Origin of the sequence: Verrucosispora sp. TAA-831 (genome assembly GCF_050780145.1) — a bacterium.
In the GTDB taxonomy this organism is placed as follows: Bacteria; Actinomycetota; Actinomycetes; order Mycobacteriales; family Micromonosporaceae; genus Micromonospora.
Genome location: NZ_CP192240.1, coordinates 3581740 through 3607242, shown reverse-complemented (window position 1 = coordinate 3607242; position 25503 = coordinate 3581740). Strand labels below are relative to the sequence as shown.

Genomic DNA, 25503 nt, shown 5'->3' with positions numbered 1-25503 from the left:
CATGAGCGAGCGTCAGCGAGTGAATCGTCGGTGCGGTGTGGTGGTGCCTCATGGCGGCGCGGAGCGTAGCGGAGTGCCGGCGTGAGCGAGCGGAGTGAGGTGCTGCGGATCGAGGACCTCACCGTGACGATCGGTACCCGCCGGGGACCGGCGCGGGCGGTCGTCGGGGTGCACTGGTCGGTGCGGGCGGGGGAGACGCTGGCCCTGGTCGGCGAGTCGGGCAGCGGCAAGAGCATGAGCGTGTTGGCCGCGACCGGGCTCGCGCCGCGCTCGGCCCGGGTGACCGGGCGGGTGCACCTGCTCGGTACGGAGCTCACCGGGCTGCGGGAGGCGCAGCGTCGTCGGTTGCGTGGGCGGCACGTGGGTTTCGTGTTCCAGGATCCGATGACGTCGCTCAACCCCGTGTTGACGGTGGGCCGGCAGGTGGCCGAGGCGAGCGAGGAGCATCTCGGCCTGAGTCGGCAGGCGGCCCGGGCCCGCGCCGTCGAACTGCTCGACATGGTCGGCATCCCGTCGGCGCAGCGGCGGGTGGACGCGTACCCGCACCAGTTCTCCGGTGGTATGCGGCAGCGGGTGGTGATCGCGATGGCGTTGGCCTGCGAGCCGGATCTGCTGATCGCCGACGAGCCGACCACCGCGTTGGACGTGACCACGCAGGCGCAGATCGTGGAGCTGGTGGCGGACCTGCGGCGACGACTCGGCACGGCGGTCGTCTGGATCACCCACGACCTGGGCGTGGTCGCCGGGATCGCGGACACGGTGGCGGTCATGTACGCCGGCCGCATCGTCGAGCAGGGGCCGGTCGACGCGGTGTTCGGCCGGCCGGCACACCCGTACACGAGCGCGCTGTTGGCGGCGCGGCCGGACCCGGCGGCGGGCGGCGGCGAACTGGTCACCATCCGGGGTGCCCCGCCGAGTCCGCTTGACCTGCCGCCCGGGTGTGCCTTCTGGCCTCGCTGTCCGGTGCGGGGTGACGCCCGCTGTGAACACGAGCCGCCGCCGCTGGTGCCGGTGTCGGCGCGGCACGAGGTGCGCACCTTCTATCCGCGACGGCACGACGGGGAGGCCCGATGACGGCGGAGCGGACCGAGCCGCACCTGACCGGCCATCGGCCCGGCGGGCCGGCTGACGTGGTCGCCGAACTCGACGACCTGACGGTGTGGTTCCCGACCCCGGCGGGCGTGGTCCGCGCGGTGGACGGGGTGTCGTTGCGGGTACGCCGGGGCGAGACGCTGGGTCTGGTCGGTGAGTCGGGCAGCGGCAAGTCGACCACCGGGCTGGCGTTGCTGCGGCTGGTCGACCCGACCTCGGGCACGGTGCGGGTGGCCGGAGAAGACGTGACCGACTGGTCGCGGCGGCGGTTGCGCGCGCTGCGTCGCCGGGTGGCGATGGTCTTCCAGGATCCGCAGGCGTCTCTCGATCCGCGCCGTACGGTGGGCGCGAGCATCGCCGAACCGCTGGCCGTGCACCGGCTCACCGATCGGGGCACCGCGCGACGGCGGCGGGTCGAGGAACTGCTGGACATGGTCGGGTTGCGTGCTGATCTCGCCGACCGGCATCCGCACGAGCTCTCCGGCGGTCAGCGGCAGCGGGTCGGCATCGCGCGCGCCCTGGCCGGTGAGCCCGACCTGATCGTGTTGGACGAGCCGATCGCCTCGCTGGACCTCAGTGTGCAGGCGCAGATCATGAACCTGCTGCGGGGGCTGCAACGGGACCTGGGGTTGACCTATCTGTTCATCGCGCACGACCTGGCCGCCGTGGAGCACATGAGCGATCGGATGGCGGTGATGTACCTGGGGCGGATCGTGGAGTCCGGTACGCCGGCCCGGGTCTGGCAGCAGCCGGCGCATCCGTACACTGCGGCGCTGCTGTCGGCGATCCCGGTGGCGGATCCGCAGGTCGAGCGGGCCCGGCGGCGGATCATCCTGGGTGGTGACATCCCGAGCCCGGTGGACCCGCCGGAGGGCTGCCGTTTCCGGACGCGGTGTCCGCAGGCCCGGCCGGACTGCGCCGAGACCGATCCGCCGCCGGTCGAGGTCGCTCCGGGGCACCGGGCCGCCTGCCTGTTCGCCGGGGAGGCGGTCCGCGCGATGCGCGCCGAGTAGCCGACCCGGCCCGACACCTTGACGGACCGCCTCCGACTGTCCACCATTCCTATATGTTTGATGGATTATGTAGGGTGCTGGTGGGGTGACGTGTACGTCTCAGCGCGATCGGACTACGCCGTGCGGGCGATGTTGGCGGTGGCCGAGCGTCACCCGGCGGTGGTGAAGGCGGCGGTGCTGGCCGCGAGCCAGGACATTCCGTACTCCTTCCTTCAGGGCATCCTGCTGGACCTGCGTCGGGCCGGCCTGCTGCACAGCCTGCGCGGCGCGGACGGCGGCTACGCGTTGACCGGCCCGCCGGAGGGGATCACCGTGGGCGACGTGCTGCGCGCCACGGGTGGGGCGCTGACGACGGTCCGGGGTGCGCCCGCCGAGGTGGCCAGCTATCACGGCGTGGCCGCCGGGCTGGGTGAGGTGTGGCTGTCGGTGCACCGGGCGATCGAGGACGTGGTCGACCACGCCACTCTGGCGGATCTGCTCGCGCCCGCCGACGGGCGGGGGCGGGAGGCCGTCGATCGGCCGCCCCGGGTGGCGTGACGGATCGCCGCGTCGAGCCTGTCGGTCACCCCGGTCCCCCAAGGCTTGAAAACCTGTCGAGTTAGTGGGATATTCGGTGCGCGGTCGGCGCGGACGATCAGACCTGCCGCGCCCGATGTGGAGTCGGGTGCGACGGGGATCGGCGTCGTGCCGGCCGGGCATCGACGCCCGGTCCGTGGCCGCACCCACCACTGCTCGGTCCACGGCAACTCAAAACGGGCATATTCCCTATTTAATCGGTCGGATTTATGTAGTGCGGTCACGCACTGGAGGAGGACGGCTTCCGATGAGGCACCGGATCAGAGCGGCCATCGCTCTCGCCATGGTCACCGGCATGGCGCTGTCGGGCTGCGGCGGCGGTGAGGCGGCCGGCGGCGGTTCCGCCACGCTGAGCATCGTCGGCTTCGCGGTACCCGAGGCGGCCAACAAGGCCATCGCCGCCGAGTGGAACAAGACCGAGGCCGGCAAGGGGGTCCGGTTCCGGACCTCGTACGGCGCCTCCGGCGACCAGAGCCGCGCCGTGGTGGCCGGCCTGAAGACCGACTACGTGCACTTCTCCGTCAGCAGCGACGTGACCCGCCTGGTCGACGCCGGACTGGTCGACCAGACCTGGGACGACGGCCCGACCAAGGGCATCGTCTCGTCGTCGGTGGTGGTGCTCGCCGTCCGCGAGGGCAACCCCAAGAACATCCAGGGCTGGGACGACCTGATCAAGCCGGGCATCGGCATCGTCACCCCGAACCCGGCCTCCTCGGGTGCGGCCCGGTGGAACGCCCTGGCCGCCTGGGGGCACATCGCCGCCAACGGCGGCACCGAGGCCCAGGCCCAGGAGTACGTGACCAAGCTGTTCGGCAACGTCGTGTCGCTGCCCAACAGCGGGCGGGACGCCACCACCGCGTTCCTCGGCGGCACCGGTGACGTGCTGCTCGCGTACGAGAACGAGACGATCCTGGCCCGGCAGAACGGCGAGAAGCTGGACTGGGTCCTGCCGGAGACCACGATGCTGATCGAGAACCCGGGCGCGATCCTCAAGGACGCCGACCCGAAGGCGAAGGAGTGGCTGGACTTCGTGCTCGGCCCGCAGGGGCAGCGGCAGTTCGCGCTGACCGGCTTCCGGCCGATCATCGACGGCGTCGACACCAGCGGCGTCGAGGGCGCGATCGACCCGAACAACCCGTTCCCGGCCCCGCAGAAGCTGCTGACCGTGGAGAAGGACTTCGAGAGCTGGTCGGCGCTGTCCAAGAAGTTCTTCGACGAGAGTGACGGCATCGTAACCAAGATCATCGCAGCCTCCGGCAAGGCGAAGTGACCTCGGCGACCCTGGTTCCGGACCGACCGGCGGGCAACCGCCGGTCGGCCCGGGCCGGCCTCCCGCTCACCCGGGTCTCCGGACTCGGGCTCGGCGTGGCGATGGTCTGGTTCAGCCTGCTGGTCCTCATCCCGCTCGCCGCCGTCGTGGTGACCGCCTCGGAAGGCGGCTGGGGCGGATTCTGGCGGACGGTCACCAACGAGCAGACCGCCGCCACGCTCCGGCTGACCGTCGGCGCCGCACTGCTGGTCACGCTGGTCAACGTCGTGATGGGTACGCTGATCGCCTGGGTGCTGGTGCGGGACCGCTTCTTCGGCAAACGGGCACTGGAGATCCTGATCGACGTCCCGTTCGCCCTGCCGACGATCGTCGCGGGCCTGGTGCTGCTGTCGCTGTACGGGCCGGACAGCCCGCTCGGCGTCAACATCGCCAACACCCGGATCGCGGTCTTCCTCGCCTTCCTCTTCGTCACGCTGCCGTTCATCGTGCGCACCGTGCAACCGGTGCTGTCCGAACTCGACCCGGACGCCGAGGAGGCGGCGGCGTCGCTGGGCGCGAGCCGGTTCACCACCTTCCGGCGGATCATCCTGCCCAGTCTCACCCCGGCCATCGCGGCGGGCGCCGCGTTGTCGTTCGCCCGCGCCGTCGGTGAGTACGGGTCGCTGGTCCTGCTCACCGGCAATCTGCCGATGCGGACCGAGGTGGCCTCGGTGCGCATCCTCAGCAGCATCGAGAACGACAACCCCGACAGCGCGGCAGCGGTCGCGGTGGTGCTGCTGGCCGTCTCGTTGGCCGTCATCGTCGTACTCGACGTCATTCAGCGGAGGGTGATGCGCCGTGGCTGAGCGCTCCACCGGCACCCGGACCCGGGTCGGCCGACGTCCCGGCCGGTACGTCCTGCGGTTCGTCGTGACGACGTACCTGTTCTTCCTGGTGGCCTGGCCGTTGTACCTGGTCGGACGCAACGCGTTCGCGGACGGCTTCGTCAACCTCAACGACATCCTGACCGACCCCGACGTGATCCACGCGCTGCAACTGACCGTCCTCGTCGCGGTCGTCGCGGTGGTCATCAACACCGTCTTCGGCGTCGGCATCTCGCTCCTGCTGGTCCGCTACGACTTCCCCGGCAAACGGACGCTGAACGCCCTGCTCGACATGCCGCTGTCGGTGTCACCGATCGTCGTCGGCCTGGCGCTGATCCTGGTCTACGGCGGCCGGGACGGCTGGTTCGGCCCGACGCTCGAAGCGGCCGGGCTCCAGATCATCTTCGCCGTGCCGGGCATGGTGATGGCCACCGTGTTCGTGGCGCTGCCGCTGGTCATCCGGGAGGTCGTCCCGGTCCTCGAGGAGGTCGGCGACGAGCAGGAGCAGGCCGCCCGCAGTCTCGGCGCGAACGCCGTGCAGACGTTCCGCCGGATCACCCTGCCGTCGATCAAGTGGGGCGTGATCTACGGCGTCGTGCTCAGTCTGGCCCGCTCGCTCGGTGAGTTCGGCGCGGTCAAGATCGTCTCCGGCAACGTGCTCGGGGCGACCCGGACGGCCACCCTCGTGGTCGAGGAGAAGTACCTCAACTTCGACAAGGGCGGGTCGTACGCCACCGCCTTCCTCCTCGCCCTCGTCGCCGTGGCCTGCATCATCGTCGTATCCGTCCTCAGGCCGAAGGAAGACCGTTGAGCATCGAGATTTCCCAGGTCGGCAAGCGTTTCGGAGACTTCGTCGCGCTCGACGACGTATCGGTCAGCATCCCCGCCGGTCGGCTCACGGCGCTGCTCGGTCCCTCCGGCGGCGGAAAGTCCACGCTGCTGCGGATCGTCGCGGGACTGGAACGTGCCGACACCGGGCGGGTCGAGATCGACGGCGTGGACGCCACCAACCTGCCGCCGCAGAAACGCAACGTCGGCTTCGTGTTCCAGCACTACGCGGCGTTCAAGCACCTGACCGTCCGGCGCAACGTGGCCTTCGGGCTGGAGATCCGCAAGCGCACCAAGGACGAGATCACCCGGCGGGTGGACGAGCTGTTGGCGCTCGTCCACCTCGGACAGTTCGCCGAACGGCTGCCGTCGCAGCTCTCCGGCGGCCAGCGCCAGCGGATGGCGCTGGCCCGCGCGCTGGCCGTCGAGCCCACCGTGTTGCTGCTCGACGAGCCGTTCGGCGCGCTGGACGCCAAGGTCCGTAAGGAACTGCGCGACTGGCTGCGCCGGCTGCACGACGAGGTGCACGTCACCACCGTCTTCGTCACCCACGACCAGGAGGAGGCCCTGGAGGTCGCCGACGAGATCGTGGTGATCAACGAGGGGCGGGTGGAGCAGATCGGCTCGCCCGACGACCTGTACGACCGTCCGGCCAACGAGTTCGTGATGCGTTTCCTCGGTCCGGTCACCCAGCTCGGCGACGAGTTGGTGCGTCCGCACGACCTCCAGCTCACCGCCGACGGCGGCGACAGCGCGGGCGTGGTCGGCCGGGTCACCCGGATCACCCGGATCGGTTTCGAGATCCGGGTCGAGGTGACCACCTCCGGCGGTCAGCCGGTGATCGTGACGCTCACCCGCAACGAGTTCCACGCGCTCGGGATCCAGGTCGACTCGCCGGTGCGGATCCGGATCACGCCGGGCAGCCCCACCACCACGGTCACCGCGCCCGCCCAGCGCTCGGAGGAACCGACCCTCGCGCCGTCGCACTAGCGAGCGCCTCGTCGATCCCGACGCGTACCGCGCAAGATCGTGCTCGATCCCGGATCGAGTGGCCTCCCCACGACCATGAGACCACTCGATCCGGGATCGGGTGCTGTCCGAGCTGGCGGTGAGATCACGTCGGAACGGCAGCGCGGTCTGGTGGTACGGCGGAATTGACGCCAGGCGCCGCCGAGGGCGAGACTAACCCTATTCAACCGATAGGATTCACAGTCTTCGGTGGGAAGGTGGTCGGCGGGATGACGCGTGTGATCCGGACGGACGAGGAGGCCGTCGAGGTCGCCCGGAAACTGGCGGCCGTCTTCGCCGACGAGGCCGGCGTCCGGGACCGGGACCGACGACTGCCCGAGGCCGAGGTGGACGAGCTGTCCGCCTCCGGTCTGCTGGGCGTCACGGTGCCCGCCGAGTTCGGTGGCGCCGAGGTGTCGGTCGCCACGCTGACCGAGGTGTTCCGGACGCTCGCGGCGGCCGACGCCAGCCTCGCCCAGATCCCGCACAGTCACGTCGTCTTCCTCCAGGCGCTGCGCCTGCAGGGCACCGAGGAGCAGCAGCGGCGCTACTTCGCCGCCGCGTTGGCCGGGCAGCGGTTCGCCAACGCCCAGTCCGAGCGCGGCGGGCGGACCGTCGCCGACGACGCCACCACTCTGCGCCGCCGGGCCGACGGCGGATACGTGCTGCACGGCGAGAAGTTCTACTGCACGGGTGCGCTGTTCGCCGACTGGCTGGTGGTCCGGGCCGTACTGGCCGACCCGGCCGAGCCCGACGGTCACGCGGCGTCCGACAATCCTGCTGCGCTCCGTGACTCCGGCGCGAACGGCGACCCGGCGGCGAACGGCGGCCCACCCGCGAAGGTGCTGGCCTACCTGCCTCGGGACACCCCGGGGGTGACGGTGCGCGACGACTGGGACGGGATGGGGCAGCGCACCACCGCCAGCGGGACGGTGCTGCTGGAGCAGGTGCCGGTGGACGAGACGCAGGTGGTGCCGTACACGTCGATCTTCGGTGCGGCGACCACCTACGGCGCGCGGGCCCAGGTGCTGCACGCCGCCCTGGACACCGGGATCGCCCGGGGCGCGCTGGACGCCGCGGTGGCGCAGGTGGCCCGGGCGCGGCCGTGGTTCGAGTCCGGTGTCGACCGGGCCGCCGACGAGCCGCTGCTCGTCCAGCAGGCCGGGGAGCTGGAGATCCTGGTACGCGGCGCGGAGGCGCTGCTGCGTGAGGCGGCGACCGCGATCGACGCGGCCGAGGCGGACCTGACCGACGACAGTACGGCCCGCGCCTCGGTGGCGACCGCCGTGGCGAAGGTGGCCGGTGCCCGCGCCTCGGTGGAGGTCTCCTCGGCGCTGTTCGAACTCGGCGGCACCCGCTCGGCCGCCGGCGCGCTGAACCTGTCCCGGTACTGGCGCGACGCGCGTACCCACACGCTGCACGATCCCACTCGGTGGAAGGTCCAGCACATCGGTCGGTGGCTGCTCGACGGCACTCCACCGCCGCGTCACGGCCAGCTCTGACCGGCCCGGCGCCTCGTCCGTCCGACGGCGGGTCACGTCCAGACCGCGAGGAAACGCCGCTCCAGCAGGCCGAGTAGGGTGTCGGCGAGCTTGCCCAGCACCGCCAGCAGCACGATCGCGAGCAGGATCACGTCGGTGCGGCCGGTGTTCTGGCTGTCGATGAGCAGGAAACCCAACCCCATCGACGAGGCGATCAGCTCGGCCGCGACCAGGAAGAGCCACGACTGCGCCATCGCCAGACGCAGCCCGGCCAGCACCGGCGGTGTGGCAGCGGGCAGCAGCACCGTGCCGAGCAGCCGTACGCCGGAACGGCCGTACGCCCGGCCCAACTCGACCAGATGCGGGTCGACGTGCCGCAGCGCGGCGGCCACGGTCGTGTAGACCGGGAAGAACGCCCCGATCGCAACCAGGGTGATCTTCGGCGTCTCGCCGATGCCGAACCAGAGCAGCAGCAGCGGCACCCAGGCCAGCGACGGGATGGCCCGGACCGCCTGGATGGTCGGGCCGACCAGCGAGCGGGCTGCCCGGGAGAGCCCCACCAGGGCACCCAGCGCCAGTCCCGCGACGGATCCGGCGGTGAACCCGAGCAGGACCCGCTGCACGCTGATCGCCAGGTGCTGCCACAGCTCACCCCGGGCGAGGAGTTCCCGCAGCGCCAGCAGCACGTCGTACGGGGGCGGCAGTTGTGCGCGGGAGTAGCCGCCGGAGGTGGCCAGCAGGTGCCAGCCGACGAGCAGCGCCAACGGAAGCAGCAGCCCGGCGACGGCGTACCCCATCCGGGTGGTCCAGCCCCGGCCGGTTCCGGCGGTGGCCGGGGCCGGCGGCTCGACCGGGCGGGCCGGTGGCGGCTGCACCGCCACCGGACTGCCCGCGCTCACGGCTCGGCCCGCGCCTGGGCGAAGCGGGGCTCGAAGATGCTGTCCAGCGCCGCGCGGGCCTCGGTGTCGGTGCGGACGTTGCCGTCGGCGACCAGGATGGGCAGCACCCGCTCGAAGACCTGTCGTTGCGCCGGGCCCGGCACCGGGTCGACGTCGAACCGGGTGCGTTCGGCGAGCACCACCCGGGCGACGGCGGGAGACACCTTCGACTCGCGGGCCAGCAGCTCCACCGCCTGGTCCGGGTTCGCGACGATCCACTGGCGGGCCCGTTCGTAGGCGTTCACCACCCGCTGCACCAGCTCGGGCTGGCGGGAGACGAACTCCTCACGGGCGTTGAGCACGCCGTAGGTGTTGAAGGCGACATTGCGGTAGAGCAGGGTGGAGCCGGCGTCCACCTGGGTCTGGGCCATGTGCGGGTCGAGGCCGGCCCAGGCGTCCACGTCCCCGCGCTCCAGTGCGGTCTTGCCGTCGGCGTGCTGGAGGTTGACCACGGTGACGTCGCCCGGTGCCAGCCCGGCCTCGTCGAGCGCCTGCAACAGGAAGAAGTACGGGTCGGTGCCCTTCGTCGCGGCGATCTTGCGACCCTTGAGCTGCGCGACCGACGTGATCGAGGAGCCCTCGGCGACCACGATCGCAGCCCACTCCGGCTGGCTGAACACGCCGACGGTCTTGATCGGTGAACCGTTGGCCCGGGCCACCAGCGCGGCGACTCCGGCGGTCGAGCCGATGTCGAGCGCTCCGGCGCGCAGGTTCTCGTTGGCCTTGTTGCTGCCGGCGGACTGTAACCAGCTCACCGACACCCCCTCGTCGGCCAACTCCTCCTCCAGCCAGCGCTGCTCGCGCAGCACCAGGCTCGCCGGGTTCCAGTACGCGTAGTCGAGCCGCAGTTGGCTGCCGCCGGCCGCCGAGCCGCCGCTGTCCTCTCCGGCGACACAGCCGGTGAGCAGCAGGGCGGCGGCCAGCACGACGGCGACGGTCCTTCTCATGAACTCCTGCTTCCTTCGGGGGAGACGCCGAGACGGTCGAGTAGTGCGGTGCGCAGGGCGGCCGAGGCCGGCGAGCCGAGGTCCCGGGGCCGGGTCCCCGATACGGCGGTGACGTGCTGGACGGTCGACCCCTGCCCGGGCGGGTCGGCGGGACCGAGGACGACGATCCGGTCGGCCAGCCGCAGCGCCTCGTCGACGTCGTGGGTGACCAGCAGCACCGTGCTGCCGGCGGCGCGTTGCACCTGGTCGACCAGATCCTGCATGCGCAGGCGGGTGAGCGCGTCCAGGGCGGCGAACGGCTCGTCGAGCAGCAGGACACCGGGTCGCCGGGCGAGTGCCCGGGCGAGCGCGGTGCGCTGGGCCATCCCGCCGGAGACCTGCCGGGGGCGGTGCTCGGCGAAGGCGCCCAGCCCGACCACTTCCAGCCAGGCCCGGACGTCGTGACGGGCGGCCGTGCGGTCGTGGCCGGGTGCGAGACCGAAGGCCACGTTGCCGGCCAGCGTCCGCCACGGCAGCAGGCGGGGATCCTGGAAGACCATGGCGGTGCGGTCGGCCACCCCGCGCACCGGTCGACCGTCCACGGTGATCTCGCCGGCACTCGGTCGGTCCAGCCCGCCGACCAGGCGCAGCAGTGTCGACTTACCGCACCCGGAGGCGCCGAGCAGTGCGACGACCTCGCCGGCCTCGATCCGCAGGGTGACGTCGTCCAGCACCCGGTGCGTGCCGCGACGGCCGACGAATGCGCGCCCGACCTGGCGTATCGAGACGGGCGCGGGGTCCGTGTGCAGCCCCGGCGCGAGCCGCGCGGCGCTCGTCGCCATGCCACCTCCTTGCCTCGTCCGGTGGGTCGGCTCACAATACCCATATAACCAACCGGATGAGTAGGGTATATCTCGTGCGGCCGGGAGGGGCGCTCCGAGAGGCGGGCACTGTGCCCGGTCTCGGGTGGTTCCCGACGGAGGAGCGAGGTAGGGGGAGTGGCCTGTGAACGCGGTCACTGGCAGGGTGACGGTGTGGACACCCCGCGCCACCGTCCTGCCGCCGATCGGGCAGCGTCGCCCGGCGACCCGGCACCTCCCACGCTCCCGGTCGCCCGAGACGGTCGGGCGGACGCCTGCCGCATCCACTCTCGACGGAGGGAACCCGACATGACCCGGCCTCATCCGCACCCGGCAGCGGACGCGTCCGAGGGCGACGACCAGCAGCCCGACGCCTTCACCCGGGAGTGGCAGGCGTGGCACCGCCGCCACGAGGAGAACCTGGCCGCCCCGCACGGCTTCCTCGCCGTGACCGGGTTGTACTGGCTCACCGACCGCCCCGAGCGCGTCGCCGACCTGCCCGGTCGGTGGCACACCGGTGCGGACGGCGTGGTGGTCGACCTCGCCGAGGGTGAGGAACTCCTGGTCGACGGGCGACCGGTGACCGGCCGCCACGAGTTCGGCCCGATCGCGGAACGCGGCGGCGTCACCGTCGGGTTCGACGGCGGAGTGCTGGAGATCGCCCGCCGGGGCGGGTACGACATCCTGCGTCCCCGCCGCCCCGACCACCCGCTACGGACCGCCTTCCGGGGCACCCCGGCGTACCCGCCGTCGACCCGTTGGGTCCTGGTCGGACGGTTCGTCCCCTTCGACAGTCCGCGACCGACCACCGTCGGCGCCGCCGTCGAGGGACTCCAGCACGTCTACGACGCCCTCGGCACGATCGAGTTCAGCGTGGACGGTGTGCCACTGCGCCTCACCGCGTTCGACGGCTGGACGCCGGGGAGCCTGTCGGTGCTGTTCACCGACGAGACCTCCGGCGTGACCACGTACGCCGCCAACCGGGCCCTGACCGTCGACCCGCCCGACGAGCAGGGCCGGGTCGTCGTGGACTTCAACCGCGCCACCAACCTGCCCTGCGCGTACACCGACTTCGCGACCTGCCCCCTGCCGCCACCGGAGAACCGCCTGCCGATCGCTGTCGAGGCCGGCGAGAAGATCCCGTACGAGCGGTCGGCGGACGGGGTGTCCCAGCCGCAGCGCACCATCTCCGGGAGGAACCCGTGACACCGCCCACCGAGGACCGGCCGCCCCTCGACGCCGAGACCGACGAGATCCGGACCCTGCTGCGGCACCAGGCCAGCACGGTCACCGTGGTGACCGCGCCGGGGAAGCCGGCGGTCGGGTTCACCGCCACGTCCTTCACGTCGGTGTCGTTGTCGCCGCCGGTCGTGTCGTTCTGTCTCCACCTCGGCTCGTCCAGTTGGCCCACCGTCGCCACCGCCCGACACGTCGGCGTCCACCTGCTCGCCCAGCACCAGCAGGATCTCGCCCGCACCTTCGCCACCAGCGGCATCGACCGGTTCGCCGCGCCGACCCGGTGGCAGGTCGGCCCCGAGGGCGTACCGATCCTCGACGACACCCTCGCCTGGCTGCTGTGCCGGGTGATCGACCGGGTGACGGTCGGCAGCCACGCCATCGTGCTGGCCGAACCGGAAGTGGTGCACAGTCCCGCCGCCGGCTCGCCGTTGCTCTACCACCGGGGCGGCTACACCGGCCTCGTGTCCGGCACCGACGGCTGGACCGGGTCGGTCGCCGCCTGACCACCGGCGCCGCACCCTGTGCCCGCATCGCCCGAGAGCGTCAGGGATTCTCTGCTTCGTAACGCCGGCATGGGATCCTTGGACCGTCCGGTGTGCCGGTGCCGGGCCTTGCGCGGGCATTGACGCCCGTCGACCCGATACCCCGGCAGCCGGCCCGGTTCGAGCCGACGAGGTGAGCTGATGGCCGTCGTCCTGGACACCGCGCAGCTACCGCTCCGCGACCGGGTCGAGGCGGTGCACGCCACGATGGCGTACGCCTCCGCGCCGTGCCACGTGATCCACGAGGACCCGGACGGCGACGTGTACGCCCGGATGGCCGTCTGGGACCTCGGCGGCGTCTCGGTCTTCACCACCGAGTCGTCCGGGATCCGGCTGCTGCGCACCGCCCGGCAGACCCGGCAGGACGTGTCACCGGTGGTGGCGCTCTCCGTGCAGCGGCGTGCCGACGGCCGGCAGGAGCAGGGGGGCCGCCAGGCGTTGGTCCCGCCCGGCGGACTGATGGGGATGGACCTGTCCGCGCCGTACGACTTCTCCTGGTCCGGCGACGGGGCTGCCGGGTGCCTCCAGTTCCCGATCGACCGGCTCGCCCTGCCGGTGGACGTGATCCGGCGGGCCCTGGGGAACCTGCCGGCCAGCCCGCTCTATCCGCTGGTCACCCGGCACGTCGTCGACGTGGTGAAGCGAGCGGACCGGCTCGGCACCGATCCGGCGGCACCGGTGCTGGGCGCGGCGAGCGTCGAGCTGGCCCGGGCGCTGCTCACCTCGGCGGCGTACGGCGGCGCACGGGACGCCCGGGTCGACGGGGCCGGTACGCTGCTGACCCTCGTCCGGGCGTACGTCCGGCAGCACCTGGCCGATCCCGACCTGCGTCCGGCCACCATCGCCATGGCGCACAACGTCTCCCTGCGGCACCTGTACAAGGTCTGTGCCCAGGCCGACTTCAGCCTGGCGCAGTGGATCATCGGAGAGCGCCTGAAGGGTGCCGGTGAGGAACTGCTCCGGCCGCAGAGCCGCAACCTGACGATCGCCGTGGTGGCCCGCCGCTGGGGGTTCAGCGACCCGACCCACTTCGCCCGGCGTTTCCGTGCCGCCTACGGCCGCACCCCGGGACAGTGGCGGCGGATGCACGCCGACCTGCCGTGAGCCACCGAATGCGGCTCAGGACCCGGTCGGGAAGCGGCTCGCCATCTCGTGCCGGTACGGCGGGTCGGCACCGGCCCGGGTACAGGTCACGGCGGCCACCTCGACGCCGTACCGCAACGCGGCCCGCACGTCGTGCTCGGACCATCCGGGCGCGACGCCGGACAGGGCGGCGAGCAGCCCGGCGGTGAACGCGTCACCGGCGCCGATGGTGTCGGCCACCGCGACGACCGGGGCCGGCTGCCGGAACCCACGGGTGCCGCAGGCGGCGGCCACGCCTCCGGCACCGAGGGTGACCACGGCGAGCGTCACGCCGAGGTCCCGCCAGTGCCGCAGGACGTCGTCGGTCGTGCGACCCGGGTAGAGCCAGGCGACGTCCTCCTCGCTGGCCTTGAGCACGTGTGCGACGCGGGCCAGCTCGTCGACGCGGTCCCGGGCCGAGGTCGGGCTGCCGATCAGGCCGGGCCGGATGTTCGGGTCGACGCTGACGAGCGCGCCCCGCCCGCGTGCGGCCCGGAGGGTGTCGGTCAACCGGTCGGCGCCCGGGCGCAGGAACGCGGCCAGCGAGCCGGTGTGCACGATGCCTCGCCCGACGACCACCGGGTCCAGCTCCTCGGCGCGCCATTGCCAGTCGGCGGTGCCGTCGACGTAGAAGTCGTACGTGGCCACCCCGGTTCCGGTCAGCGTGGCGATCCCCAGGGTGGCGGGCTCGTCGGCGTCGACGGCGTGCCGCAGGTCGACGCCGTTGGTCTCGGCGTGCGCGCGCAGTCGCCGGCCGAAACGGTTGGTGGAGAAGCGGGCGAGCAACGCGGTCGGTACGCCCAGCCGCGCCAGCCCCACGGCCACGTTGAGCGGGCTGCCACCGGGATGGGCGGTGTACCGGCCGTCCGGCTCCTGCACCAGGTCGACGACGGCCTCACCGATTACGGTCACCGCCGGTGCGGCCGACGACGGCCCCGGGTCGGCCCCGACCTGCACCTCAGGCACCACCGGTGGCCGGCAGCGGCTCGCGTGCCACCAGGCCGGCGGCGGGTTCGTAGCGGACCGGCACCGGGTCGCTGATCTCGCCGACGAACGTCCCGTCGCCGTGCTCGACGAAACCGAGCAGTGCCCAGCCGTCGTCGGTCGACACCAGGCGGGGCGCGTACAGGTGCGGCTGGTCGATCGGCCGGGCGGCGGTGATGTCCCAGGGTCCGCGTACCGTGGGCGCGGTGGCCAGCCAGAGCCGTTCCCGGGACTCGCCGGGCGCGGTCGAGGGGTTGGTGCAGAACAACAGCAACGGCTGTCCGTCCACCACGGCGACCTGCGGCACTTCGAGGTGCCCGAATCCGGCCGGCGTGGACAGTGGCGGCCGGACGGTCCAGTTCAGCAGGTCGGGCGAGGTCGCGTGACCGACGACGCCGCGTTCGGCGGCCGGCCCCTGGTTACCGCGGGCGGTGATCAGCATGTGCCAGCCGTCGCCGTCCGGGTCGGCGAAGACCCACGGGTCGCGCCACGCCTGCTCGTACCACGCGTCCAGGTCGAGCAGCTCGTACCAGGTCGGGTCGGCCTCCAGCAGCGGGGTGTCGCCGTGCCGGTGCCAGGTGACCATGTCGTCGGAGACGGCCAGGCCGATGCGCTGGACCAGCCCGTCCTCGGCGCGTCCGACGCCGGTGTAGAAGAGATACCACCGCCCGTCCGGCCCGCGTACGGTGCTGCCGGTCCAGGTGGCCAGGTCGTCCCAGCCCGGTGAGTCGGCGGGCACCAACGCGTCCGGGAGCAGCTGCCACTCGCGCAGGTCGGTGGAGACGGCGTGGCCGATCGTGGCGCGGCGGTGGCGACGGTCCGGGTCGAGGAGGGCCCGGGAGGCGCGCAGGAAGAACGAGTGCCACCGGCCGTCGTCGTCCTTGGCGTACCAGCTGTCCCACACCCAGTGGTCGGGCAGACGAAGCATGGCGGGGAAGGTATCACTAAATCGGTTTAGCCCGCGACCTCGGGGTGGCGTCGCTCTCGGCGCGCGGCAGCGGCGTCCGCCCGGCCGGAGCCGCGACCGACCGGCGACGGCGCAGCGGCATCGGCACCAGGGCCGGGCCGGAGTCGTCCTTGTCGAGCAGCAGCTCCACCGCCCGGCGGCCCATCTGCTCGTGCGGGATGGCGGCCGTGGACAGCCCCGGGCGCAGCCAGGAGGCGATCGGGTCGTCGTCGAAGGAGATCACCGAGATGTCGTCCGGGATCGTCAGGCCGGCCTCCCCGAGCGCCTGGTACGCCCCGAAGGCCAGCCGGTCGTTCATGCAGATGATCGCGCTCGGCCGGTCCGGACGACCGAGCAGGGCCTGCGTGGCGGTGTAGCCGTGCTCCGGCAGCCACTCGGTGCAGAAGCCCTCGACGAACAGCGCGACCCCGGCGGCGGCGAGCGTGCCCCGGATGCCGCGCAGCCGCGCCTCGGCGGCGAGGGAGATCTCCGGGTCGCGTTCCTTGGGCCGGTTGCGACCGATCAGCGCGATGCGGTCCCGGTGGCCCCGGGCGAGCAGGGCCTCGGCGATCGTGGCGCCGGCCAACTCGTCGTCCGGCAGCACGCTGGGCAACTCCTCCGAGCTGGTGGCGTTGAGCAGCACCACCGGGCCGTTCAGGATCGCCTTCGGCACGGTCAGTCGGCGGGTGGCCATCGCCGCGTAGATCACGCCGTCCACCTGGCGGTCGAGGATCGCCTCGATGGCGTACTGCTCGAACGCCGCGTCGCCCTGGGTCTCGGTGATCAGCAGGACGTGGTCCCGCTCGCGGGCGGCGTCCAGGGCGCCCCGGATCAGGCCACCGGCGAAGCGGGTGGTGGCGACGATGTCCGAGACGAAGGCGATGGTGGCCGTCTTGCGGGTACGCAGACTGCGGGCGGCCACGTTGGGTCGGTAGCCGAGTTCCTCCGCCGCCGCGAAGACACGCTGGTGCGCCTCGGCGGAGAGTCGGGTGCCCTCGCGCCCGTTGAGCACCATCGAGGCTGCGGTCTTGGACAGCCCAGCCCGTCGGGCGACATCGGCCAGTGTTGCCCTGTTGCGGCCCATCAGTCCTCCGTTCGCGGTCGTCCGTACGACGCCGCCGTTGCCCATCATGATGGGTCGAGTCGCGTTCCGGCTCACCGGTGACCGTCCGGGTGTCGGTGAAGTCCCCTGGTGAACCGCTTGTTTCCGGACCGTTGCCAACTCGTCCTTGACAGGCCGGGGTGCCGCGCGCATGCTCTGCTAAATCAGTTTAGCGACGTTGTTTCGCCACTGCGGAGGACGCTGTCGACAGCGACCTCCGAGGTCATATCGGATACCGCGAGCCGAGGTCCGGTGCGCGACGCGCGAGCGTGGCGTTCACCGACCGTGGTGGCGAGCGTACTCGCCGGTCGCCGACCGGCGTGGACGTGCGGATGAGTCAAGGGAGCCATTGACGTGCGGGAGTTGTCCACCAGATTCACCCGTCGCCGGCTGGCACTGATGGTGCCACTACTCGCCGTCGGTCTGACGGCCACCGCCTGTAGTGCTCCGGGTTCGGAGCCGACCGCGCCGGAGGACTCCGGCGCCCCGGTCAGCACCGAACTCGGGACCGACCCGATCACCCTGGAGATGTACGCGGAGACCGGCTTCCCGCTGGCCAAGGCGCTCGCCGACGAGTTCACCAAGCAGCACCCGAACGTCACGTTCAACATCCGCGAGGACCAGTTCACGGTCATCGTGGAGAACGCGCCCCGGGTGCTCGCCTCGGACAACGCGCCCGACATCATCCGGCTGCCCACCATGGTCGACCTGGTCAAGGACGGCCTGCTGAAGAACCTCGACCCGTACTTCGACGCGTACGGCTGGGACAAGTTCCCCGCCTCCCAGCTCGTCCAGCTCCGGCTGACCGAGGGCGGCGGCGAGCGCGGCACCGGTTCGCTGTACGGCATGGGCCTCGGCTACAGCGTGACCGGCGTGTTCTACAACAAGAAGCAGGCCGAGCAGGTCGGCATGACCCAGCCGCCGGCCACCATCGCCGAGTTCGAGGACCTGCTGGCCAAGGCCAAGACCGCCGGCCTCCAGCCGATCATGCAGTTCAACAAGAACACCGCCGGCATCAACTTCCCGTACCAGGCGTTGCAGAACCAGTTCGGCGACCCGGGCCCGATCGCGGACTGGATCTTCCAGAAGCCGGGCGCCACCTTCGACACCCCCGCCTCGCTGAAGGCCGCGCAGACCATCGAGAAGTGGGCCAAGGACGGCTACTTCCCGAAGGACGCCAACGCCATCGACTACACCGCGATGATGGGCGAGTTCCAGAAGGGCAACGGCCTGTTCATGTTCAACGGCGACTGGGAGTCGGCGAACCTGGACAAGAACATGGCCGGTGACGTCGGGTTCTTCCTCTTCCCCGGTGAGACCGCCGAGGCGAAGAACGTGGCGATGTCCGCGCCGAACACCTTCGGTGTCGGTGCGCGGGCCAAGAACGCCGACGCCGCGGCCTTCTTCCTGAACTGGGTGCACACCAACGACAAGGCCCGCGAGATCTCGGTCAACGTCGGCGGCTCGCACCCGGGCGGCCCGGCCGACCTGGCGCTGCCGCCGGTGACCGAGGGCACCGTACTGGCCGAGACCCTGAAGGCGTCCCAGCAGCTCGGCGCCGACAACGGCGCGGTGGACTTCACCGCCAACGCCACCGGTGGCATCTTCGCCGCCGCCATCACCCCCGAGATGCAGAAGCTGATCGCCGGCCAGCAGAACCCGGAGGGCTACGTCAAGGCGGTCCAGGCCGAGTACGAGAAGGAACTGTCCCGATGACGTCTGCCCTCGGCAGCGTTCCCGCCGGGTCGGGCACCACTGCCCGGCCCGGCGGGGCGGACCCCCGTCCCGCCACGCGGCCCCACCGGAAGCGGTGGGGCCGCGTGGCGCGGTGGAGCGGCTGGCTCTGGGTCCTGCCCGCCCTGGCCATGTACGGCTTCTTCGTCCTGCGCCCGCTCGTGCTGACCGTGCAGTACTCGCTCTACCGCTGGAACGGCATCGGGGCGGCCACCTGGGTCGGCCTGGACAACTACGTCACCGTCTTCACCGACAGCGACCTACTGAAGATCATCGGTAACGCCTTCGTGCTGATCATCTTCTTCAGCTTCATCCCGGTCGCCCTCGGCCTGCTGGTGGCCAGCCTGGTCCGGCGGATCACCACCGGCCCCGGCGGCACGCTGGTCCGGACCGTGCTGTTCCTGCCGCAGGTGATCCCGCTGGTGGCGGCCGGCATCGCGTGGAGCTGGGTGCTGTCCAGCAACGGTCTGGTCAACCAGGTGCTGCGCGCCGTCGGGCTGGACGGCATCACCCGCGCCTGGCTCGGCGAGTTCAGCACCGCGTTGCCGTCGGTCGGCGTGATCGGCACCTGGATCATGCTCGGCCTCTGCACGATCCTGCTGGTCACCGGCATGAGCAAGATCGACCCGTCGCTGTACGAGGCGGCCCGGATGGACGGCGCCGGTCCGATCCGTGAGTTCTTCGCGGTGACCCTGCCCAGCCTCCGCCAGGAGATCGGCGTCTGCCTCACCGTGACCATCATCGCGGCGCTGGCCAGCTTCGACATCGTCTACATCTCGACCAGCGGCGGCCCGGGTATCCAGACCACCGTGCCGGGCCTGGAGATCTACCGGCTGGCCTTCTCCCAGCGCCAGGTCGGGCTCGCCTCGGCCCTGGGCGTGGTGCTGATGCTGCTGGTGCTGATCTGCGTGCTGCCCATCCAGCGGCTGACCCGGGGGGAGAAGCCATGAACATGACCACCCGCAGCGAGCGGCTGACCGGACGCGTCTTCCTGATCGCCCTGGTCGTGGTCACCCTGCTGCCGTTCCTGAGCATGCTCTCGGCGGCCCTGCAACCACGTGGCACCGTACCCACCGGTCTGGCCTGGCCGTCCGATCCACAGTGGGGCAACTTCGTCGACGCCTTCACCGCCGCGAACATGGGCGCCCTGCTGGTGTCCAGCATGCTGATCGTGGCCGGGGTGGTGCCGTTCGGGGTGCTCATCGCGACCATGGCCGGGTTCGGCCTCGGGCACCTGCGGGTGGCCGGCGGACACATCGCCTTCGGGCTGCTGCTGCTCGGCCTCACGCTGCCCTTCGAGGCGGTGGTGACCCCGCTGTACTACCAGATGCGGGACCTCGGCCTGCTGAACACCCGCTGGGCCATCATCCTGCCGCTGATCGGCCTCTACATGCCGTTCGCGGTCTTCTGGATGCGCGCCCACTTCACCAACGTGCCGCGCGAACTCTCCGAGGCGGCGCGGGTCGACGGCAGCAACACCTGGCAGTTGTTCTGGCGGGTGCACGTGCCGCTGGCCCGCCCGGCCATCGCCTCGCTGACCATCCTGCTGTTCCTCTGGACCTGGAACCAGTTCCTGCTCGCCATCGTCATGGTCGACGACGCCACCAAACGGACCATGGCCGGTGCCCTCGGCGCGTTCCAGGGACAGTGGGGAACCGATCTGGTCTTGCTCTGCGCCGGATCGTTGCTCATCCTCACACCGACGCTCATCGTGTTCCTGATCTTCCAGCGCCAGTTCATCAAGGCCCTCCTGCAGGGCTCCGTGAAGGGATGACGGGTTGAACGACACCCCGATCCACGGCCACGCCGACGAGGGCTTCGGGCCCGTCGCCGACGTGTTCCGGGACAACTTCGTCCACCGTGGGGAGGTCGGCGCGGCAGTCGCCGTCTACCTGCGGGGCAACAAGGTCGTGGACCTGTACGGCGGGCTGGCCGACCCGCGCTCCGGTCGGCCCTGGACCGCCGACACCCCGGCCGTGGTCTTCTCGGTGACCAAGGGGATCATGGCGATCTGCGCCTACCTCCTGGTCCAGCAGGGCCGACTCGACCTGGAGGCCCCGGTCATCCGGTACTGGCCCGAGTTCGGTCGGCACGGCAAGGCCGAGATCCCGGTCCGCTGGCTGCTCACCCACCAGTCCGGACTGCCCACACTGGACCGCTCCTTCACCCGGGCGGAGGTGCTCGCCTGGGATCCGGTGATCGAGGCGATCGAGGAGCAGGCCCCGCTGTGGCAGCCGGGTACGGCCCACAGCTACCACCCGATCACCTACGGCTGGTTGATCGGCGAGGTGATCCGCCGGATCACCGGGGAGACGCCCGGCGCGTACCTCGCCCGCACCCTCGCCGAGCCGCTCGGCCTGCGTACCTGGGTCGGCCTGCCGGCCGCCGAGCGCGACGCGGTCGCCTGGATGCTGGCGCCGCTCGGCGAACCCTTCCCGGCCGGCGACCCGGTCGCCGAGCGCGGGATCACCATGGGCGGCGCGTTCGCCTTCCCCGCCGACTCCGACGGCCTGGTCAGCTTCAACGACCCGGCCATCCAGGCCGCCCAGGTCCCCGGCGCGGGCGGGATCAGCACCGCCGAGTCACTGGCCCGCCTCTACGCCGCCTGCGTCTCCGAGGTCGGCGGCGGACCGCTGCTCACCACCGTGTCCGTCGACGACGCCGTCACCGTCCGCGTCGCCGGTCAGCAGGTATACGGACTCCCCGACGTCGGACACCGCTGGGGGACCGGCTTCCTCGTCCACTCGACGCCGCGCCCGATGCTCGGCGCGCGCAGCTTCGGCCACGACGGCGCGGGCGGACACCTCGCCTTCGGCGACGACCAGCACCGGGTCGGTTTCGGCTACGTGGTCAACCAGATGGGCGGCGTCGTCGACGAGCGGGCCAACCTGCTCGCCGCCGCCCTGCTCTCCTGCCTGAGCGACTAGGCGGACCGGGTCGACGTCACGGCCGGCGAGCCGTGGCGTCGACCCCGCCGTCACTTGTTTGGCGCAGTGCGGCCCGTCCGGCCCGTCCGACCTGACCGGCCCGTGCGGCGCAGTGCGGTGACCACCAACAGAGGTGCGAACGCCTCCGCTCCGGCCGCCACCCGCTCGGCCAGACCGACCCGCCCACCGTCGACCGCCATCTCGGCCACGAACCAGGCCACCGGCAGCAGCAACCCGACCGCCAGCGCCACCCACGGCGCCCGTCGCCCTGCTGCCCGTGCTAATGCCGGCCAGAGCGCCAGCGCGCCGAAGGCGACGGCGGCGGCGAGCGTGTGGGGCACCGACCCGCCACCGTCGGCCGGAAGCGGGAACACCGCCACCGCCAGGGTCGCCACCCCGCCGAGGGCCAGCAGCGCTCGCCCGGCGGGTGCGAGGGGACGCAGCCCGGCGGCGGTCACACAGTGGCACAGCCCGAGCCCGGCCAGCGCGACCGTCATGATCCACCGGTCGGTCGCGCCGACGGCGGCGAGTGCGCTGATCGTCCCGGTGACCTGGTCGAACCCGCCCGGTTGGCGGGCCGCGCCGAGCGTCCACCCACCGATCAGGAGGACCGGCGCGACCACGGCGGAGACCAACGCCCATCCCGGTACGACTCGCATCACCGCACCGTACGTGCTGCCCCGCCAATCGGGCACCACCGGCCTGCCCCGGCCGTGTCGATCCTGCGCGTTCCCGGACCGCACAGCGCGGTTCACCACGTCGATCATGGAGTTTTGGCGCTCACAAAAGCCGCCTACGGTGCATTTCCTCAGCCACAACTCCATGATCGCGAGGCCAGGGGTCGACCTTGGTGCGGAGCGGCCCCTCCGAGGGAGGGGAGAGAGCGGGCTCGCCGGCCACGACGGGGGTGTCGTGGCCGGCGAGCTTCTCCAGGGGTCAGCCCTTGCGTTGGGCCAGCAGCCACTGGAGGATGCTGCGGTCCTCGTACGTCGGACCGTAGGCGGCGTGGTAGTCGGGCAGCGAGAACGCCTCGTTGCCGTACTCGGTGTAGCGCAGCAGCTTGGCGATCTGCGCGGGCGTCTTGCCCTGGGCCTCGTAGGCCGCGCGCAGGGCGGTGTGCGTGTTGCGGGCCAGCGAGATGTTGAGCAGGTGGTCGTTGACGCCGTGGGTGATCCAGAGCGGCACCTCACCGGCGGCGATGGCCTTGGCCTGGTCGGCACCGACCTGGAAACCGCCGGTCACCAGTCCACCGGCGAACAGGTCGGGACGCTTGGCGAACGCCTCCCAGAGCAGCCGGGAGCCGTACGACACGGTGGTGGCGTAGACCCGGTCGGTGTCCACCGCGTGGTCCTTGACGAACTGGTCGACCAGCCGGATCAGCAGGTCGCCCTCGGCGGGCAGGCCGACCCGCTGGTTCTGCGGGGCGAGCACGATGACGTCCTCGCGGCTGCCGGTCCAGCTCGACTGGAGCCAGGCGGTGGCCGGGATGTCGGCGGCGATCTGGACGCCCAGGTTGTCGCCGTCCCAGCCCATGCCGTGCCCGGGCAGGACGACCATCAGCGGGTACTTCTTGCCGGGCTGGTAGTTCTTCGGCAGGTGGTAGTGGTAGGGCAGCACCATGCCGTTGCTCAGGTACGAGCCGTACGTGAAGTCGTCGACGAGCAGGTTCACCGGCTTCTCGGTGACCCCGCGCGGGGTCTTCGGGGCGGCCTTGGCCTGCACCGGGCCCTTGCCCTTGCCCTTGCCGGGCTGGGCGTGCACGTCCTTGCGCTGGGTCACCCGGGTGGGCAGCTCGGTGTTGACCTTCACGCTGCACAGGAAGGTCGGGCACTTGGAGACGATGACGGTCCAGCCGAGGTTCTCGGCGGGGTCCAGCTCGACGATGACGTACCGGCCGTCCACCGAACGACGGTCCGCGCGGGTGGTGGGCGCGTTGTTCGTGTAGGTGTGGGTGACCTTGCGGTCGGCCAGCTTGGGCAGGTCGTCCATCGGGTTGAAGCGGAAGTTGTAGACGGTGTCGGAGACCGAGAAGGTGGAGTTGTCGAGCTCGCGGGGGTTGACCGTCTGCGGGTACTCGACGGCGACGGCGGAGACCTTCTGGCCGTACGTGTAGACGGTGGTGATCGGTGTGACACTGCGGATGCCACCGGTGTCGCCACCGGGACCCTTCGACGCCGCGTACGCGGCTGTGCCGGAGGTGGCGAGAAGTGCTACCGCCGCCATGGCGGTGAGCGTCCTTCGCAGTCTCATCGGCCCTCCTTGTTGGACGCGTCCGGCTGCCGTGGGCAGATCCCGTGGCAGCGCCCCGGACCGGTTGGGGTGGTGTGGGGGAGGACGGGCGCTAAACTGATTTAGCAGAGCATCGGCGTCCGGCTGGTCGATGTCAAGACTGTGCCGGTGACGGCGCGGGGACCGACCGTGCGCCCGGGTGGCGTCGATGGCCGCCACGGGTCGGTCCCGATCCGCTGCGCCGTGGCGGCTCCCGGAGAGGATGGTCCGTTGTGGAGTCGGCGGCTCGATCGGTCACGGTGCGTGAGCACCCGGTGGGTGTGCGTCGACCGGATGCCTCGTTTCCCTTTGCGGGTCGACGGATGTGCACAGCGGGTGTCCGGGCGGTCGCCCCGGGCCGCGAGTTGGCGTATTCTCTGCTCTCGATGGACGTTATTCGGGTGGCCGGCGCGAATGCTCGACTTCCTTCGATGTGCAACCCCTTGACCTGCGGCGATTCGGCCGACCGGTGGAGCCTCGGCTTCGTTACGAGAACGTGACCGCTGGATTTCCGGCGAGGTGTTGACCCGGGCAATGTGAGCGCTAACACTTGGGCCCCGAAGTGCGATCCACGCAGCCGGTGCGACGGCGCGAGTTCCAGATTGGGGAAGCCAGTGAGCAGAAGAATTCTGGCCGCTCTCGGTAGCGCCGCCCTGGCGCTGAGTATGGCGGCGTGTAGTGGCGACGGTGCCGGAAGCGGCAACACCAGCGACGAGAAGCCGTCCGACCTCACCATCGGCGTCTCGATGCCGACCCAGACCTCCGAGCGGTGGATCGCCGACGGCAACTCCGTCAAGGAGAAGCTGGAGGCCAAGGGCTACAAGGTCGACCTCCAGTACGCCGGTGACGACATCCCGACCCAGTCGCAGCAGGTCGACCAGATGATCACGCGCGGCGCCAACGTACTGATCATCGCCGCGATCGACGGCACCGCCCTCAGTGGGCAGCTCCAGGCGGCGGCCGACGCCAAGATCCCGGTCATCGCCTACGACCGACTCATCCGGGACAGCCCGAACGTCGACTTCTACGTCAGCTTCGACAACTACAAGGTCGGCGTGGCCCAGGCCAGCGCGCTCCTGGTCGGCCTCGGCCTGCAGACCAAGGACGGCGGCAAGGGCGAGGCGACCGGGCCGTTCAACATCGAGTTGTTCGCCGGGTCGCTGGACGACAACAACGCCCACTTCTTCTTCAACGGCGCGATGGACACCCTCAAGCCGTTCATCGACGCGGGCACGCTCAAGGTGAAGTCCGGGCAGACCAAGATCGAGCAGGTGGCGATCCTGCGCTGGCAGCAGGAGGCCGCGCAGAAGCGGATGGAGGACCTGCTCACCTCCAGCTACAACGACAACAGCAAGGTGGACGGCGTGCTGTCGCCGTACGACGGCATCTCGCGCGGCATCATCACCGCGCTGCAGAACGCCGGCTACCGGGGCGCCGACGAGATCCCGGTGGTCACCGGGCAGGACGCCGAGATCGCCTCGGTCAAGCTGATCAACGACGGCATCCAGAGCTCCACCATCTTCAAGGACACCCGCCTGCTGGCCGAGCAGGCCGTGGTCGCCGGTGAGGCGTTCCTCCAGGAGAAGACGCCCGAGGCCAACGACAGCGAGACCTACAACAACGGGGTCAAGGTCGTCCCGTCGTACCTGCTGCCGGTCGAGACCGTCTTCAAGGACGAGATCCAGAAGGTGCTGATCGACTCCGGCTACTTCACCGCCGAGGAGGTCGCCTCCGGCCAGTCCAGGAACTGACGGCGGCACCCGGGGGCTCGGCGGCGGTGTCCG

The 25503-nt window shown here is 71.2% G+C and carries 23 protein-coding genes and 1 pseudogene; 16 read left to right on the top strand and 8 right to left on the bottom strand.

Going from position 1 to position 25503, the window contains the following annotated elements:
- The first annotated feature begins 81 nt into the window (after positions 1–81).
- The 8 genes from ACQVFL_RS16320 to ACQVFL_RS16285 all read left to right on the top strand — a co-directional run bounded on the left by ACQVFL_RS16320 (position 82) and on the right by ACQVFL_RS16285 (position 8152).
- A complete protein-coding gene (locus ACQVFL_RS16320; RefSeq protein ID WP_431726879.1) occupies positions 82–1074 on the top strand; it encodes an ABC transporter ATP-binding protein in 993 nt (330 codons plus the stop codon).
- Entirely contained in the window at positions 1071–2105 is a 1035-nt protein-coding gene (locus tag ACQVFL_RS16315; protein WP_431726878.1) for an ABC transporter ATP-binding protein, read from the top strand. Before ACQVFL_RS16320 ends, ACQVFL_RS16315 begins: the two co-directional genes overlap by 4 nt.
- A gap of 90 nt (positions 2106–2195) precedes the next feature.
- Positions 2196–2642 carry an RrF2 family transcriptional regulator gene (locus ACQVFL_RS16310; RefSeq protein ID WP_396698493.1) on the top strand — a complete coding sequence of 149 codons (447 nt, stop codon included), beginning with the start codon at positions 2196–2198 and terminating at the stop codon, positions 2640–2642.
- A gap of 286 nt (positions 2643–2928) precedes the next feature.
- Entirely contained in the window at positions 2929–3951 is a 1023-nt protein-coding gene (locus ACQVFL_RS16305) for a sulfate ABC transporter substrate-binding protein (RefSeq protein ID WP_431726877.1), read from the top strand.
- Entirely contained in the window at positions 3948–4796 is an 849-nt protein-coding gene (cysT, locus tag ACQVFL_RS16300) for a sulfate ABC transporter permease subunit CysT (protein ID WP_396698497.1), read from the top strand. Before ACQVFL_RS16305 ends, cysT begins: the two co-directional genes overlap by 4 nt.
- Positions 4789–5625, top strand: coding sequence for a sulfate ABC transporter permease (locus ACQVFL_RS16295; protein WP_396698499.1), 837 nt, complete (start codon positions 4789–4791; stop codon positions 5623–5625). The genes cysT and ACQVFL_RS16295 overlap by 8 nt, the downstream gene beginning before the upstream one ends.
- Positions 5622–6632, top strand: coding sequence for a sulfate/molybdate ABC transporter ATP-binding protein (locus tag ACQVFL_RS16290; RefSeq protein ID WP_396698501.1), 1011 nt, complete (start codon positions 5622–5624; stop codon positions 6630–6632). Before ACQVFL_RS16295 ends, ACQVFL_RS16290 begins: the two co-directional genes overlap by 4 nt.
- A gap of 248 nt (positions 6633–6880) precedes the next feature.
- The gene (locus tag ACQVFL_RS16285; RefSeq protein ID WP_396698503.1) at positions 6881–8152 is read left to right on the top strand and encodes an acyl-CoA dehydrogenase family protein; all 1272 of its coding nucleotides are present in this window, start codon (positions 6881–6883) and stop codon (positions 8150–8152) included.
- Between the two features lie 32 nt (positions 8153–8184).
- Here ACQVFL_RS16285 and ACQVFL_RS16280 read toward each other — a convergent pair whose 3' ends face one another.
- Genes ACQVFL_RS16280 through ACQVFL_RS16270 form a run of 3 tightly spaced genes read right to left on the bottom strand, consistent with a single transcriptional unit; the run spans position 8185 to position 10837 of the window.
- A complete protein-coding gene (locus tag ACQVFL_RS16280) occupies positions 8185–9030 on the bottom strand; it encodes an ABC transporter permease (RefSeq protein WP_396698505.1) in 846 nt (281 codons plus the stop codon).
- Positions 9027–10016: an aliphatic sulfonate ABC transporter substrate-binding protein gene (locus ACQVFL_RS16275; protein WP_396698507.1), complete on the bottom strand. Its 990-nt coding sequence runs from the start codon at positions 10014–10016 to the stop codon at positions 9027–9029. Before ACQVFL_RS16275 ends, ACQVFL_RS16280 begins: the two co-directional genes overlap by 4 nt.
- Complete coding sequence (locus ACQVFL_RS16270) at positions 10013–10837, bottom strand: ABC transporter ATP-binding protein (RefSeq protein WP_431726876.1); 825 nt, start codon at positions 10835–10837, stop codon at positions 10013–10015. The genes ACQVFL_RS16275 and ACQVFL_RS16270 overlap by 4 nt, the downstream gene beginning before the upstream one ends.
- A gap of 327 nt (positions 10838–11164) precedes the next feature.
- On the opposite strand from ACQVFL_RS16270, the gene ACQVFL_RS16265 reads away from it, so the two are divergent.
- The 3 genes from ACQVFL_RS16265 to ACQVFL_RS16255 all read left to right on the top strand — a co-directional run bounded on the left by ACQVFL_RS16265 (position 11165) and on the right by ACQVFL_RS16255 (position 13740).
- On the top strand, positions 11165–12061 hold the full coding sequence (locus ACQVFL_RS16265; protein ID WP_431726875.1) for a DUF1684 domain-containing protein: 897 nt from the start codon (positions 11165–11167) through the stop codon (positions 12059–12061).
- Positions 12058–12597: a flavin reductase family protein gene (locus ACQVFL_RS16260; RefSeq protein ID WP_431726874.1), complete on the top strand. Its 540-nt coding sequence runs from the start codon at positions 12058–12060 to the stop codon at positions 12595–12597. The genes ACQVFL_RS16265 and ACQVFL_RS16260 overlap by 4 nt, the downstream gene beginning before the upstream one ends.
- A 180-nt stretch (positions 12598–12777) precedes the next feature.
- On the top strand, positions 12778–13740 hold the full coding sequence (locus tag ACQVFL_RS16255; protein WP_431726873.1) for a helix-turn-helix domain-containing protein: 963 nt from the start codon (positions 12778–12780) through the stop codon (positions 13738–13740).
- Positions 13741–13755: 15 nt separating this feature from the next.
- Here the strand turns inward: ACQVFL_RS16255 and ACQVFL_RS16250 are convergent, their stop codons facing one another.
- The 3 genes and pseudogenes from ACQVFL_RS16250 to ACQVFL_RS16240 form a co-directional block, all read right to left on the bottom strand.
- Entirely contained in the window at positions 13756–14715 is a 960-nt protein-coding gene (locus ACQVFL_RS16250) for a carbohydrate kinase family protein (protein ID WP_431726872.1), read from the bottom strand.
- Position 14716: 1 nt separating this feature from the next.
- A pseudogene (locus ACQVFL_RS16245) lies at positions 14717–15676 on the bottom strand (glycosyl hydrolase family 32); the annotation flags it as partial.
- A gap of 10 nt (positions 15677–15686) precedes the next feature.
- Positions 15687–16772: a LacI family DNA-binding transcriptional regulator gene (locus tag ACQVFL_RS16240; protein WP_396698520.1), complete on the bottom strand. Its 1086-nt coding sequence runs from the start codon at positions 16770–16772 to the stop codon at positions 15687–15689.
- A 372-nt stretch (positions 16773–17144) separates the two neighbouring features.
- Between ACQVFL_RS16240 and ACQVFL_RS16235 the strand changes: the two genes are divergently transcribed.
- The 4 genes from ACQVFL_RS16235 (at position 17145) to ACQVFL_RS16220 (ending at position 21451) form a co-directional block, all read left to right on the top strand.
- A complete protein-coding gene (locus tag ACQVFL_RS16235; protein ID WP_396698522.1) occupies positions 17145–18506 on the top strand; it encodes an ABC transporter substrate-binding protein in 1362 nt (453 codons plus the stop codon).
- 104 nt (positions 18507–18610) lie between these two features.
- Positions 18611–19474, top strand: coding sequence for a carbohydrate ABC transporter permease (locus ACQVFL_RS16230; RefSeq protein WP_396698524.1), 864 nt, complete (start codon positions 18611–18613; stop codon positions 19472–19474).
- Complete coding sequence (locus tag ACQVFL_RS16225; RefSeq protein WP_396698526.1) at positions 19471–20298, top strand: carbohydrate ABC transporter permease; 828 nt, start codon at positions 19471–19473, stop codon at positions 20296–20298. The genes ACQVFL_RS16230 and ACQVFL_RS16225 overlap by 4 nt, the downstream gene beginning before the upstream one ends.
- A gap of 4 nt (positions 20299–20302) precedes the next feature.
- Complete coding sequence (locus ACQVFL_RS16220; protein ID WP_431726871.1) at positions 20303–21451, top strand: serine hydrolase domain-containing protein; 1149 nt, start codon at positions 20303–20305, stop codon at positions 21449–21451.
- Positions 21452–21501: 50 nt separating this feature from the next.
- Here ACQVFL_RS16220 and ACQVFL_RS16215 read toward each other — a convergent pair whose 3' ends face one another.
- Both ACQVFL_RS16215 and ACQVFL_RS16210 read right to left on the bottom strand, forming a co-directional pair.
- Complete coding sequence (locus ACQVFL_RS16215) at positions 21502–22110, bottom strand: DUF998 domain-containing protein (protein ID WP_431726870.1); 609 nt, start codon at positions 22108–22110, stop codon at positions 21502–21504.
- 277 nt (positions 22111–22387) lie between these two features.
- Complete coding sequence (locus ACQVFL_RS16210; protein WP_396698532.1) at positions 22388–23701, bottom strand: hypothetical protein; 1314 nt, start codon at positions 23699–23701, stop codon at positions 22388–22390.
- A 632-nt stretch (positions 23702–24333) separates the two neighbouring features.
- Here ACQVFL_RS16210 and chvE point away from each other — a divergent pair.
- A complete protein-coding gene (gene chvE / locus ACQVFL_RS16205; RefSeq protein ID WP_431726869.1) occupies positions 24334–25470 on the top strand; it encodes a multiple monosaccharide ABC transporter substrate-binding protein in 1137 nt (378 codons plus the stop codon).
- The last annotated feature ends 33 nt before the right edge of the window (positions 25471–25503 follow it).

Bases quoted from the DNA above. Each gene is read 5' to 3' on its own strand.
- ACQVFL_RS16210 (WP_396698532.1), bottom strand. From the start codon at position 23,701: ATGAGACTGCGAAGGACGCTCACCGCCATGGCGGCGGTAGCACTTCTC.
- ACQVFL_RS16285 (WP_396698503.1), top strand. From the start codon at position 6,881: ATGACGCGTGTGATCCGGACGGACGAGGAGGCCGTCGAGGTCGCCCGG.
- ACQVFL_RS16225 (WP_396698526.1), top strand. From the start codon at position 19,471: ATGAACATGACCACCCGCAGCGAGCGGCTGACCGGACGCGTCTTCCTG.
- ACQVFL_RS16270 (WP_431726876.1), bottom strand. From the start codon at position 10,837: ATGGCGACGAGCGCCGCGCGGCTCGCGCCGGGGCTGCACACGGACCCC.
- ACQVFL_RS16215 (WP_431726870.1), bottom strand. From the start codon at position 22,110: ATGCGAGTCGTACCGGGATGGGCGTTGGTCTCCGCCGTGGTCGCGCCG.
- ACQVFL_RS16265 (WP_431726875.1), top strand. From the start codon at position 11,165: ATGACCCGGCCTCATCCGCACCCGGCAGCGGACGCGTCCGAGGGCGAC.
- ACQVFL_RS16305 (WP_431726877.1), top strand. From the start codon at position 2,929: ATGAGGCACCGGATCAGAGCGGCCATCGCTCTCGCCATGGTCACCGGC.
- ACQVFL_RS16315 (WP_431726878.1), top strand. From the start codon at position 1,071: ATGACGGCGGAGCGGACCGAGCCGCACCTGACCGGCCATCGGCCCGGC.
- ACQVFL_RS16240 (WP_396698520.1), bottom strand. From the start codon at position 16,772: ATGGGCCGCAACAGGGCAACACTGGCCGATGTCGCCCGACGGGCTGGG.
- ACQVFL_RS16255 (WP_431726873.1), top strand. From the start codon at position 12,778: ATGGCCGTCGTCCTGGACACCGCGCAGCTACCGCTCCGCGACCGGGTC.
- ACQVFL_RS16275 (WP_396698507.1), bottom strand. From the start codon at position 10,016: ATGAGAAGGACCGTCGCCGTCGTGCTGGCCGCCGCCCTGCTGCTCACC.